The following is a 13,060-nucleotide window of genomic DNA, read 5'->3' as shown; positions in this document are numbered from 1 at the left end:
TAACGCTCCTCACATACACATACTTATTGAAAACAATATAGCTATCCCTAAAATACTATAGACTGTATACCGATGGTACCAGATAATTGCTGTAAACTCACGAAACATCGCTGGCCACTTTAACATTTTAATAGTACTTGCAGCAGCAAATCTCACTTTTAGCCCTAATCTTCTAGCATGTAATTTAGCTCTAGGAATATGATAATCACTTGTTACTATGATAACCCTAGGAAACCTATCTTTCTTCCAAAGATCATGAATCTTAATAGAAGAAAATTCTAGATTTTGAATTGTATTAATGGACTTATTTTCCACAACAATCATATTCTCAGGAATCCCTTGTCCAAGTAAATATTCCTTCATCAATATTGATTCAGCAGTTTGTCCATTTTTTCCTCTACCACAACTAACAATCACTACCGGTTTGACGTCCAAACTTTGATAAATTTTAACCGATTCATCTAATCTTTCCATTAATATTGGCGTTACACGGTGACCTATACATTTATTTCCCAGCACTACTAAGAAATCAGGTTTGTTAACTGGTTTTATTTTCTTAAGATAATAACCAATTTGATACATATATATCAACATGATTATTAAAAATAATAAATTCACTACTCCAAAATTAAAAATATAGGCTCTAATAATCCAATTTGAAACAATCAGCGATAGTAAAGGAAATCCTAAAATGGTCAAAATAGATAGCACTATCGCAAAGATTGGATGACGGCTATAGACATACCTTGTTTTGAAAATCATTAATAATTCAATGACAGTACTTATGGCCATCAATAAAAAATTCATATCTTCCTCCAAAATCTAATTCAAAGTAAATTTTAATTCTGGTACGTTTAATGGAAAGTCCTTCACCATAGTCCAAGTTACCGTTGTTGAATCCTTATCTGGCTGTTTTAACAAGAATAGCTTATTGTCCAAAGACCCATAGATAAGAAACTTCCCCTTGGTTGTTGTTACAGCAGGCCCATTTTCCGAATAAGACGAGGGTGAAACCAAAAAGATATATTGCATAGCTGGCTGCTGGCTTCCATTAACACTAATACCTTGATAATCGCTTGGTTGCAAATTGGTTCCATATTGATCACCAAAATTAACCCCTATACTACCAATTTTTTTATTATGATTATCTGAAATTGCAGCAACTAATTGCATCAAATCAGCATTAGATGTTAAAGGATTATCCTGATATTTATCATAATAATCTTTCGTTTGAGTTATAGCATCTTTTAAGTTCGTTTGTGTAGTGTCTGTTTTGGTTAAAAGATTAGCCTTCGTATTTGTTTGACCATCTTTAACTCTAACCGTATAGTCACTAGAATATAGATATAATTGATCTCCATCGGCTTCAATCCTAATCTTGGCCCGACCTATCTGATTGCCAGTGGCCTTAGAATCAACCTTCAAGTTAACACTTTTAGGTAATAAACGATCCTGATTTTGTCCATGGTAATAATAATCAATTGTGACTAGATTCTTAGGTGTTAAGTACATTTTGCCATACAAGTTCTGGACATTGCCACTTTCCACCAGCGTCGTCATTACCACTTTACTATCAGTTTCATCTGATAATTTTTGAGCAGAATGTTCAGTTAAAGTCATCTGGTAAGTTCCATTTTGATTTATCGTTAGATTACCATCTGTTCTTCGATAATTAATAATCGTTGAAAAATAAAAGTTGCCAATCAGGTTATCATTATCGGTTAACGGCGTTGTATTACTATCAACATTGATAATATGATCAAACAGCTGATTATATGCTATTGATTGCGACTTTTTCTTCAATGACTTGCTAATATTGGATTTGCTATCACGCTTGGTTATATAAGCAAATTTATAAGTCTGACCACCTGATTGAACATAATAGCCCTTCATATGTTTACCATATACATTCTCATGATAGTTTTTTATAATCTTCAGAACTAGGTTATTCTTAGCGGTTTTAAATGTAATTGTTTTGCCATCACGGTTTAAAACGTATTGTGGATTATCGAATTGATTATTGAAACGATTAATCCCAACTTTACCATCAATTGTCGTAATGTCTTTAATTTCAGCTCGTTGATCTTTCAAAAATTTAATTGAAACTGTATCATTTTCCCCTTGATCCTGATATAAATACCACGTTTTATCAGATGACACTACGCTTGAGGTCTCTTTGGGCTTGCATCCCACCAAAACTAAGGCAAAAATAAACAGCATACTTAATACAACATAGAATTTTTTTCCCATATCTTAAGCCTTTCTTTACAACAATTATACAACTATACCAATACTTGTTATTGAATAATGATAGCAAAAAAAGACCCACTTTTCAGTGCGTCTTTTATAATAATCTGTTATTAAATTTGAAACTATTTAATATAACTAGCATCTACCCATTCGTTTGTAGCTACACGATGATACTCAACACCATTATATGATTTAACTTGGTCAGTATACCACGGAGTGTTATTAGCTAAACCACGATTTGAAACATTCTTAACACTACCATCATCCTGGAAGGCTACCAGTGGAACGAATGAACCATTAGAATTAGCAACGTTGATGACATTACCATTATCAGTTGAATTACCTGAATCGGAACCACCATTAGTTGTTCCCTTCAATTGATTGTAATACTTACCAACTAGATCATAGAATTGATCCATGCTGTAACCCCATTTAGCAAAGTAGCCAACTGGGTCAGTATGTGTTGTTTCACCCCATTTTTTAGATACATCATTATGTGACATAACTGTAACGCCTGGTGTGAATGGCAAGTTATATTGAACAAGTTTTGAAGCTGTGTAATAAGCTTGGTTAGCAACTGATCTAGCAAATGCATCAGTTGAACTTACTTCACACAATTCAACTTGAACAAACTTAGCGTTAGCAGTTGGACCAGCACCCCAAACGGTATAATCAGTATTCTTAATATTTATGATCTCGTTATTATCAACAAAGGCATGAACATATGTATAGATGTTTGACCATTCACGATTGAAATATGTTACTTCGTTTCGAGCTGTAGCCCCTGGTGTAGCAGTTTCATGAATAACAACACCTTCTGGCTTACCAACACCGTTTTCGTAACCATTCCAATAACTAAATGTTCCCTCTTCGTTAGTTATTGAAACTGGTTGGATATTGTTGTTATTGATATAGTCATTGATTGCTGATGTAGCAGCTTTTGTTGTTTGAACATTGCTGCCCAATTGTGGAGCTACTTGTCCCACTGTAGTAAACCCTATACTAGCAAGTGCAACAGATGTTGCAACACTAGTCATAATTTTCTTTTTAGATACCATTTTAATATTTCCTTCCCGCCGTTAATTTCCTTAACGTTATAAATTATAACAAGTTTTTTTACATTTTTAACGAAAGTAATAAACCTGTAATGAGATGGTAAAATTCAGATAACGCTCATTTGCTCCAACTTTTTCAAAAGCTTGCTACGACGGTATCTTAAAGCTCTTGAGGTATGGTTATAACGCTTCGCCAATATTACTAAAGATACATTTTCGATGAAATGTTCCTGCAATAAAATTAATTCAAACTCCGACAATTCAGAGAAGTCTATGAACCCTAAATCGACGCATATTTGCTCTTCAGGAACCCTTTGAAAATCAAACTTCTCTAGAGAATGAATATCATAATACTTCTTTTCTTGACGTAATATGTCAGTTAACCTCCATGTAAGTTTTTGAAAAATGAATGGGTTTACCTTAGACAAATCGTCTTCCTTTTGACAATAATTTACATATGTTTCTGCATATATGATCATGGCTTCTTGAAAATAATCCTCGTAATCACTTCTTGTATTAAAAATATGTACCCTCTTTAATACCCCATGAATCAATTTTTGATTTTTTAAAGCATGTTGAAAACCTGGTTCTAAATTCATATTGTGAGTTTCCTTCCATTTTACTCACAAGCGCTTGTGCAATTACTAATATAATCAACTTTTGAATGTAATATTAATTGCTAAGTTGAACTAGAACCAGTGACTTAATTGCATTTTATTTTCTCGACAAAAAAAGAGAGTACCTAATCAAGGCACTCTCTTCTTCACTTCAGTGTAATCTTTTTAATTTGTTCAAATTATATCTATAAAGCTTCATTAGTTCTTTTGCTTCCAAATTCTCTATCTCTAAATGTATTAATATATAATCTATTATTCGGTCGGTAGTCTCATCTACTTTAAGTGTATTCTGTATCAATGATTGATGTTTATTACACTTACAATTCTCATGCTTACGAACCATCCCTGTATTACTCGGAGGATTCAAATCCATCATTCCTCCTTGCAAAAGAATCTTGCAGAGACTAACTGACTTCTCACTTATCATGCAGACATCATGAATTCGATTTTCTAAATTACCATGTGGAAAATTCAATTTTATTTTATAACCATGTACCGTAGTAAAATATGCCGATTTATTATCTTGGTAATAGGTCTCAATATAATGTAACCCTACCCAATCCGAACTATTTCTACTTCCACCGGTCATTGGCATATAACTGACATATGCAAAAACAAATGGCATATAATGTCTAAAATTGAACAAAGCATATATAGCCTTAGACATTGCGAATCCTATTCCATTCAACTTGTAAAATTCATTGATTAATTCCTTGGTTGTCCTTATATCAAAGAAAACCCCAAATTTCTCATGGATGATAAGGGAATTACCAGAAGAAATACCATAATTAGAAATATCCAAAATTGCGATAATTTTGCTATCTACCTCGAACGATTCAAATCGATATAATAATGATATACTTTGATTAAGCAATAGTTCTTTACATATCTCTTTATCGTTAAACTGATATAGCGATACCATAAAGGATTCTCCTTAAAGAGATTTATTTATACCTTGTTAAGATACGCTTTGAATATATCAGAAAACGAAATTCTCAGTTGTAGCAATTTTTAATTTTTACACAAATTTTACGTAATTTACTTACCCAACAATGTATTGTGAATCTACCCATTCATTAGTAGCAACACGATGATATGTTACTCCATTAAGATCTCTAGTTTGATCAGTTTGCCAGAAAGTATCATTTCCTAAACCACGGTTATTAATATTAGTTACACTGCCATCATCATTGAAGGCAACTAACGGAGCAAAATTACCATTAGTATTCTTTGTTTTGATAACTGCTTTATCATCAACGCCATTACTATTTCCAGTTTCATTAGTACCATATGCATAGCCTGTATTCTTCAAGTTATTATAGAAGTAACTGATCAAATCATTCATTTGATCCATACTATAGCCCCATGTTGGGAAATAAGTATCTGGATCAACATGATCTGTCTGTTTCCATTTCAATGATGTCTGGTGATGAGACATTACTGTCACTCCAGGAGTATCTGGTAAATTATATTGAAGTAATTTTGAAGCAGCATAATAGGCCTGATTTACAATCGACTTTGTAAATTTATCATAATCCCCACTTGGTACACGACATAGTTCTACTTGAATAAATTTACTATTGGCAGTAGCACCAGCTCCCCAAACAATATAATCAGTGTTGTGGATATTAATAATTTCCTTGTCATCAACAAAAGCGTGAACATACACACTCTGTTGTTTCCAAATATTATTAAAAGAAGCAACTAAAGTTTCAGCATCTGTATTATCCATAGCAGTTTCATGAATAACAACACCTTCTGGTTTACCGACACCATTTTCGTAACCACTCCAAACACCAAAAGTACCCTCCCGATTTTGAATTGCGGCTGGCTGAACCTTATTATTGATAATATAATCATTGATTGATTCAGCTTTGACGGTATTAGTGTTAGATATAAGCAATAAAATCCCTAATGTTGTTAACAACATCGAAACTAATGAAAGTTTCCTTTTGTTCATAATCATATTCCCCTTTTTATAGTGATAAAAACGTATATAAATAAAACAATAATGCTCCCACAATCAAAATACCTGATGCAAACATTGTTTGACGACCAATCAAGTTTTGAAATAATACCTTTAAATACGAAGAGATACTAATACTTTCATCAAATGTACTATTCAAATAACAATCAATCGTCTTCTTATATAGACGATAATATTGATTACGGAATATTAATGACATAATCATTAATATCAATCCAGACCACATTCCCCAAATAATAAGCGAAACATCAGGCGTTTTATTAATGATATAAATTCCGGACACAAAGATTCCCAAAGAAATAATCAAAAGAAAATTAAGAACAACCGTTACCTTATTCAATAAATTTAATCTACCATCTTGCTCTGGAAATCTCTTTTTTAAATTAATTTCTAGTTGATAAAACCATACTTGATATTCATTACTTTTAATTTCTTTTTTATGTAACTGTGAAATGCCCTCAAGATAACTAAAAAGTCCTAAAGCAAAAACGATAAGGGCAATAATTGTTTTTAAAACTAACATATATCACCTTTCTCTTTAATATTTCACAAATCATTTACTACCCAACAATATATTTAGAATCTACCCATTCATTAGTAGCAACTCGATGATAAGTGATGCCGTTTACTTCCTTAACTTGATCAGTTTGCCATGGTGTATTATTAGCTAATGCACGGTTTGATACTGGTTTAACACTACCATCAGATTGCATACTCATAACGGGTACATAAGAACCCGTAGTATTATTAACATTAATCACGCTAATATTATTACTTGAGCTATCTTCAATATTACTATTTGTCGTTACACTATTGTTGTAGCCTTGTGGTGCCTCATAACTGGTAAAAAAGCCATCATACAACTGGGAAACATCAAAGTTTCCATAGCTACCATCAAAATTATAACCACTAGTCCATTGCCAACCATGTGCATTCGGATACCAATTTTTATCGGTAGCATCATATGGATATGCAGCAATCCACCCTTTATTAACGTCCATCTTGGTACCTAACCAAGAACCCATCGTATAAATATCAGAACGATAACCATATTTAGCGACTTCATTCATAAAGGCCGTATTATTAGCATTATTTTGATCCTTAGAGTTAGCAGATTGTTCTGAACTTTCCACATCAGCAGCCAAAACAGCTCCAACGGGTAAGCCATCATCTTTAGCAGTTTGAGCAGCAAAGTCAGCTTCAGAAATTGCTTGAGCAACTGTACTATATCTAGCATAATGATAGCCATTGATATATAATCCCGCCGCTTGAGCTGCCTTAATATCTCCAGCAGCATAGGCATCCTTGAAAGATCCGCCTTCACTAATTTTAGTAACCGCTGCTTTCACTCCATAATTATCATGCATATCTTTAAAATTATCGATCGTCATTTCACCATTGTTATTAGAAACATCGACCATGTCCATTCTAGCGGCATCAACATTAGTAGCACAGAAAAAAAGTGCCCCCAGAGATACCGTTGTAGTTATTAAAGCTACAACCCTTTTATTAAAAATCATTAACCCATTCTCCCCTTTATTAGTCTGCAACGATTATTATTGTAGGGGTATTTAGATAATATTAATTAATTATTACAACGAAGTAACAAAAACGTAACACGGATGAAAAACGAATTTTTAATAAAAATCAAGAAAAATAGCATTATTGATTTATCTATATAATTTTTAATCTTTTGAATAAAAAATATCCTCAGTCTTCTTTTAGATTGAGGATATTTTTATATGAATTTTAAAAATTGATAATTTTATATTTTATCACTGTAGTAGTTCATATCCGAACTAATATGTCACTTTAATTATACTGACGAATCTTAGGAGGAATATAGCTATCCATAAATCGAAATATTTCTTCCAAAGAGTCTGAGAAAAGCAGTTTTTCTCGATCATTGCTAGTTAGAAATTCTTTACTAACCATACTATCAAACATTGATTTCATAGGTTCGTAGTATCCTGAAATATTATAGAAAACACATGGACTATTATTATCGCCTAGTCTTGCCCAGGAAAATGCTTCAACAATTTCTTCTAGGGTCCCCGGTCCACCTGGTAAAGCAATGCAGCCATCAGCTTCCTCAAGCATCATCTTTTTACGAACACTCATATTATCTACAACTTTTAAATCTTTCAATCTATTTAAAGAGGCACCTCGATCCATTAATTCCTTAGGCATGATACCATGGACGATTCCTCCATTATCCAATACAGTATTAGCTAATAGTCCCATAAGACCAACGCCACCACCGCCATATACTAATTCCAAATTATTCTTTGCTAAATATTCACCCAGTTGAATCATTGATTCTTTATATACATCGTCGTTTCCTTCAGATGCACCACAATAAACTGCAATTTTTTTCATAAACTATCCCTTCTTAATCAAAAATATATAAAAATATTATCATTAAAGAGATTATCTAGAAAGTCGAATAATGCTAATCTTCTTTTAGAATATCTAACGATTAAAAAAAATTCCAGCAATTGAAGCCATCAAAGCTATCAAGACCCACCAATAGCGGGCCAAAAATTCCCAGAAGTTCATAGGTCTATACTGTGAATGCTTCTTTTCGTCTGAATAATTATTTTTTTTTGCATGATTAGTCCCACCAAATACCAGTTCATTCAAATCAACATCTAAAATTTCAGTTAATTGAACTAAGGTTTTCAAATCGGGGGTTGTTTCTCCCTGTTCCCATTTAGATATCGCCTGTCTTGAAACGAATAACTGGCTAGCTAACTGATCTTGAGATAAATTGCGTTGACGTCTAATTTTTACTAGCTGTTGGCTAAATTGATTTTTCATGACATCCACCGCCTTTCTTTATCCCGATAATAACAATTAATCACTAAACAACCTAGCAATTAGGTACTAATATTACGCAAAAGTTAACCTATACTTGCGCAACTGGCACGGGCAAAAGTGGTTGCGAATGTTGATATACAAGCAATCGAGTTTACTAAGTTAAATTTTTCAGATTGGGTCTTCTATATATTACATAACTATTTCTAGTAGTTGAATTCTTATAAAAAGAATTATAATTCTCAAAAACGTTTCTCCCTAAGTTATTGGCAAAAGATCTCACCGACTCACTAGCAGAAATAATGCCTGACAATTCAAAATCATTTAACTGCATATAATGTTTTAATTCTGTAGCTGCTTTGGAAGGATTATTCAAATCAACCATTAAAACATCTTCATATTCTTCTGAACTTGGGCCACCTTCACGTTTTAAAACTAAAAAATCCTTTTCTTTAGAAATTGATATATCCGCATATTGTTCTGCATGAAAATGTGGTTCCACCAATACTAATAATTTTTTCATTAATTAACATTCCTTTTTGTAAAGATAGCATCAATTTTAATGCTCACTTTTTCAATTAAATCACTCCAATTAAAAAATCACTTGATTTAATCATAAAAGACATATTATTCATCATAATCATGTTAGAATCAAAATATTTTTAGAATCTATTTGATTTTTCATTGTACTAAATATTTTTTGAATTATGCTTGAGATATATCATTGTTTACTGGAGGTATAACTATGCGAGGGATTTGTAGATTAGTTTTACTATTACTTTGGATTTTAACAATTTCTATTTTTGTAATTATTAGTTCAACTCGTGGCTGGTGGTATCTGACTCCTATTATTGCCTACAATAAACCACAGGGTGCCTTTGGTTGGTTATTTTCAATTACCGTATTTTTATCTATTGTTTACTTCGTTTATTATCATTTGATTAATATAAAAAAATAATTAATTATGTTTAACAAAAAAGTCACTTAAAAAATCAACAAAAACCTAATGGGGAAAAACTATACCATTTGAAAAATATCTATCTAAATAAAAAGTCACTCATGAATCCCAATAAGATTCATGAGTGATTTTTATTAATTATTATTTTTCATTTTAACTAAAGTACGGCAGCCCAGTACAGAACTAAAAATAATTTCCCCATCTGACATGGTAATTTTCCTAGTTTGCCTATTGATCGATTCAACATTATCAACATTCACAACATACGATTTGTGACATCTGAAAAACTTTTCATTCTCAGATTCAATTTCCTTCATCGTGTTATAAAACTCAAATTGACCATTCATCAAATGGACGATCACTTTATGTGGCACTGGTGAACTCTCAAAGAATAAAATATCCGATATTTTAACAGACTTCAATTGATCACCTGTTTTAATTTGATAATATTCTTCACTTTTTGATTCCTTTTTTTGAAATTGTTCATTACATAGATCAATCGCCCTGGTTACTTTCCCCTGAATTTCATCAGGAAAGTCTTTTAAGATGTAATCTAAGGCTTCAATTTGATACTTAAAAGTTAAAAACACCATTTCTGAATGTGTAGTTATAAACACTATTTTACTGTCAAAGTCATTTTTACGGATTTTTTTTGCCAATTCAATCCCATCAATATCTGACGATAAACCAATATCGAGAAAATAGAGACTCTTTTCAGTATCATTTTTTTCCAAATAATTCAAAATTCTGTAAGGATCACTTGTCGCTAATTTTAATTCCATATCAAGATTTTCTATTAATACATAATTGTTAATATAACTGACTATTTCATTTAGTTGCTTATAGTTGTCCTCACAGACAAATATATCAATCATCCTTGATATCACCTACTTCAATGGTAATCTTCTGCAAGAAATTATTGTTTACTTTCATGGTTTCTAGCATTAGATTCTTATTTCTGTTTATTATTTCAGTAAGGTTGCTTAAACCCATACCTCGACTTGCTCCCTTTGTAGAAAAACCAGCCCTTTTCATTTTCCATACAGGTAACTCATTATCACGTACTGAATTCTGAACAATAATCATAATCTCGGTATCGACATCAATAATACCTACTTGAATTACCCCATGGTCTTGTTCCTTCGTCTCTTCAATTGCGTTATCTAAAATAATTCCCATAGCAACGGCCAAATCTAATGTATCTGTATGAAAGTTCTTTATTTCATTTTTTGATTCGAACGATACATTGATCCCCTCCAATTGAGCAGAATATAGTTTATTGAAGAAAATACTCTTTAACTCCTTGTTGCCAACCTTACTTATATCCTCAAGTTTATACTTTTCCTGCCCCATTTTTGAAGATATTGGCTTAATCTCTGCATTGTAATATTTCTTCAATCCTTGTATATCATCAGTTCTAATATACTCATCCAGAGAGAGCAACGTGTTTTGATAATCATGTCTAAATTTTCTTAATTCATTGTAATGTTTTTCCATTTCATGAATATAACGATTATTATTTTTAATTTGTAATTCCTTTTTTTGCAAATCAAAGTTCTTTTCTAAATCCTTTATTCGTGAAAAATGAATAACTAACAATATTAAAGAGGCCATTACTAAAATCAACAAATTATAAATCAAATTATCTAATTTATTTCCTGAAAGAATTTCTGTAAAAGTCATGAGTATTCCAAAAACAATTAATATGAGTACAGACAGAGACGTTTCTAATTTTGAAATCCCAACCAAATTTTCAAACTCTGATTCTTTATTATTTCTGACAATAAGGTACAAAATCGGCATAAATAATGCCTGAATCATAATAAAGCTAACTATATAAGGAATATTAAAATGCGACAATCTCAAAATTATATCTGAAAGATGATCGGCCGTTAAGTTTATTACATAAATCAACGCTTCCAATACCAGTGATTTTTTGACGTTTGAAGTTAATAAAAAAAGATAAAATAAATTCAAAAATACACTAACTAGAATAGATACTGCCTGATTGATATTCGTTAACAATATGACAATTGGTACATTAACAAAAACCATAAATAAATCGACCCATTTCAATCTGAATTCACTCAACATGATTTTTGCATTCATAAGAAATACAAATCCCTGAACTATTATTGTTACAGCCAAAAATATCACCCGCTTAATTATATTTATAATTAATCTATCTCAAATTATATCAAAATAACAACTATGAAATTCGCATCAATACGTTAATGATTAAAAAAGTATATTTTACGACCAAACCCTTTTATAGAGGGCATATTGAATAAAATGAACATAGAAATTAGTATGGTTTTTAAATAATACTATTTCAAAATATTACAATTGTGTTACAATAACATTACAAAAGAAATACAAATTCTATTTCATGCAGACTTATTAGCATTTCAACTCAAACTAGATTTTCTAATAGTTATTAAATTATCTTTAAAATTCTTTATTTATTAATAAAATCTTGCTAAAATTCTACATGAATACTGAGTTTGGGAATTTCATAGGGAGTGATTTATGTAACCGGTTTTGTTTTCTTGCTACAAAAAATATGCTAAAGGAATTGAATTATCATGAAAAATAAGTTTTTAAGTACCATCGGGGGAATCATGGTGTCGGCTGTTCTACTAACATCATTAGCCGCTTGCTCATCAAATCAGAATTCAACAGAATCAAAAGACTCATCGACCAAGACCGAATCTGCTAAGAAATCTAATAAGAGTAGCAAATCCAAAAAAACTAGCAAACAAAAAAGTTCTAAAAGCGATAGCAAGTCCAATCAAAAAGATGCCGATAATTCCACAAGCCAACAACAAAGTACATCTCAAAGTACCAACTCTATTGGTCAGAGTACTCAACAAACAACAGGAACTTCAACACAATCTAATCAAACTCAAGGACAAGCTGCTTCAAATCAACAGACTCAAGCACAACCAGTAATCTCTAATTCACAACAAGCTGTTAGTTTAGTAGCTCACTCAATGGGAGAAGCAGATCCTGGTTCATTTAATGTTACTGTTCAGTCAGATGGATATCACGTTTATCTAAAAAACACTCCCAATCCTACAGTAGTGGTTGTTAGATCAAATGGTAATTTCTATGACGTTAATGGCAACCTCACTGGAACATTTGAAAAAGTTTCTGGACCAGACGGCGTTAACAATGAACCATGGCATGGATAATTAGTAAGCACCTAATAACTGACCGTATTGAAAAATAAAAAATCATCCGTACTCTCATTTGAGAATGCGGATGATTTTGTGTGTTCATTTATGCGGCGATTTTTTGATTATCTTCGTTAGTCGTTTTCAATCGTGATGATTTAAAGTTCCACGGTAAATAGGCTTCTAGTTCCTCTGGTATT

15 protein-coding genes are annotated in these 13,060 nt (G+C 31.8%); 2 read left to right on the top strand and 13 right to left on the bottom strand.

Annotated elements, in window-relative coordinates; genetic code table 11:
- Nucleotides 1-9: 9 nt before the first annotated feature.
- The 11 genes from CBP76_RS08715 to CBP76_RS08665 all read right to left on the bottom strand — a co-directional run bounded on the left by CBP76_RS08715 (nt 10) and on the right by CBP76_RS08665 (nt 9,249).
- Nucleotides 10-807, bottom strand: a complete 798-nt coding sequence (locus tag CBP76_RS08715; RefSeq protein WP_102196517.1) for a YdcF family protein — start codon at nt 805-807, stop codon at nt 10-12.
- A 15-nt stretch (nt 808-822) separates the two neighbouring features.
- Complete coding sequence (locus tag CBP76_RS08710; protein ID WP_102196516.1) at nt 823-2,250, bottom strand: hypothetical protein; 1,428 nt, start codon at nt 2,248-2,250, stop codon at nt 823-825.
- Nucleotides 2,251-2,372: 122 nt separating this feature from the next.
- Entirely contained in the window at nt 2,373-3,308 is a 936-nt protein-coding gene (locus CBP76_RS08705) for a peptidoglycan recognition protein family protein (protein ID WP_102196515.1), read from the bottom strand.
- Between the two features lie 104 nt (nt 3,309-3,412).
- Nucleotides 3,413-3,904: a sigma-70 RNA polymerase sigma factor region 4 domain-containing protein gene (locus CBP76_RS08700; protein ID WP_102196514.1), complete on the bottom strand. Its 492-nt coding sequence runs from the start codon at nt 3,902-3,904 to the stop codon at nt 3,413-3,415.
- Nucleotides 3,905-4,073: 169 nt separating this feature from the next.
- Nucleotides 4,074-4,844, bottom strand: a complete 771-nt coding sequence (locus CBP76_RS08695) for a hypothetical protein (RefSeq protein WP_102196513.1) — start codon at nt 4,842-4,844, stop codon at nt 4,074-4,076.
- A 120-nt stretch (nt 4,845-4,964) separates the two neighbouring features.
- Complete coding sequence (locus CBP76_RS08690) at nt 4,965-5,882, bottom strand: peptidoglycan recognition protein family protein (RefSeq protein WP_102196512.1); 918 nt, start codon at nt 5,880-5,882, stop codon at nt 4,965-4,967.
- Between the two features lie 16 nt (nt 5,883-5,898).
- Nucleotides 5,899-6,432 carry a TetR family transcriptional regulator C-terminal domain-containing protein gene (locus CBP76_RS08685; protein WP_102196511.1) on the bottom strand — a complete coding sequence of 178 codons (534 nt, stop codon included), beginning with the start codon at nt 6,430-6,432 and terminating at the stop codon, nt 5,899-5,901.
- Nucleotides 6,433-6,469: 37 nt separating this feature from the next.
- On the bottom strand, nt 6,470-7,429 hold the full coding sequence (locus tag CBP76_RS08680; protein WP_102196510.1) for a GH25 family lysozyme: 960 nt from the start codon (nt 7,427-7,429) through the stop codon (nt 6,470-6,472).
- A 292-nt stretch (nt 7,430-7,721) separates the two neighbouring features.
- Nucleotides 7,722-8,288, bottom strand: coding sequence for an LOG family protein (locus CBP76_RS08675; protein ID WP_102196509.1), 567 nt, complete (start codon nt 8,286-8,288; stop codon nt 7,722-7,724).
- Nucleotides 8,289-8,381: 93 nt separating this feature from the next.
- On the bottom strand, nt 8,382-8,729 hold the full coding sequence (locus CBP76_RS08670; protein WP_102196508.1) for a helix-turn-helix domain-containing protein: 348 nt from the start codon (nt 8,727-8,729) through the stop codon (nt 8,382-8,384).
- A 154-nt stretch (nt 8,730-8,883) separates the two neighbouring features.
- Entirely contained in the window at nt 8,884-9,249 is a 366-nt protein-coding gene (locus CBP76_RS08665; RefSeq protein ID WP_102196507.1) for a hypothetical protein, read from the bottom strand.
- 222 nt (nt 9,250-9,471) lie between these two features.
- Between CBP76_RS08665 and CBP76_RS08660 the strand changes: the two genes are divergently transcribed.
- Complete coding sequence (locus CBP76_RS08660; RefSeq protein WP_102196506.1) at nt 9,472-9,684, top strand: hypothetical protein; 213 nt, start codon at nt 9,472-9,474, stop codon at nt 9,682-9,684.
- A 134-nt stretch (nt 9,685-9,818) separates the two neighbouring features.
- Here the strand turns inward: CBP76_RS08660 and CBP76_RS08655 are convergent, their stop codons facing one another.
- The gene (locus tag CBP76_RS08655; protein WP_102196505.1) at nt 9,819-10,559 is read right to left on the bottom strand and encodes a LytR/AlgR family response regulator transcription factor; all 741 of its coding nucleotides are present in this window, start codon (nt 10,557-10,559) and stop codon (nt 9,819-9,821) included.
- Nucleotides 10,552-11,832: a GHKL domain-containing protein gene (locus CBP76_RS08650; RefSeq protein WP_102196504.1), complete on the bottom strand. Its 1,281-nt coding sequence runs from the start codon at nt 11,830-11,832 to the stop codon at nt 10,552-10,554. The genes CBP76_RS08655 and CBP76_RS08650 overlap by 8 nt, the downstream gene beginning before the upstream one ends.
- 437 nt (nt 11,833-12,269) lie before the next feature.
- Between CBP76_RS08650 and CBP76_RS08645 the strand changes: the two genes are divergently transcribed.
- Nucleotides 12,270-12,878: a hypothetical protein gene (locus CBP76_RS08645; RefSeq protein ID WP_133120393.1), complete on the top strand. Its 609-nt coding sequence runs from the start codon at nt 12,270-12,272 to the stop codon at nt 12,876-12,878.
- Nucleotides 12,879-13,060 lie beyond the last annotated feature (182 nt).

The organism is Companilactobacillus nuruki (assembly GCF_002872255.1).
Taxonomy (GTDB): domain Bacteria; phylum Bacillota; class Bacilli; order Lactobacillales; family Lactobacillaceae; genus Companilactobacillus; species Companilactobacillus nuruki.
Note: the sequence above shows the minus strand (reverse complement) of the source record. Positions and strands in the feature narration are given on the sequence as shown.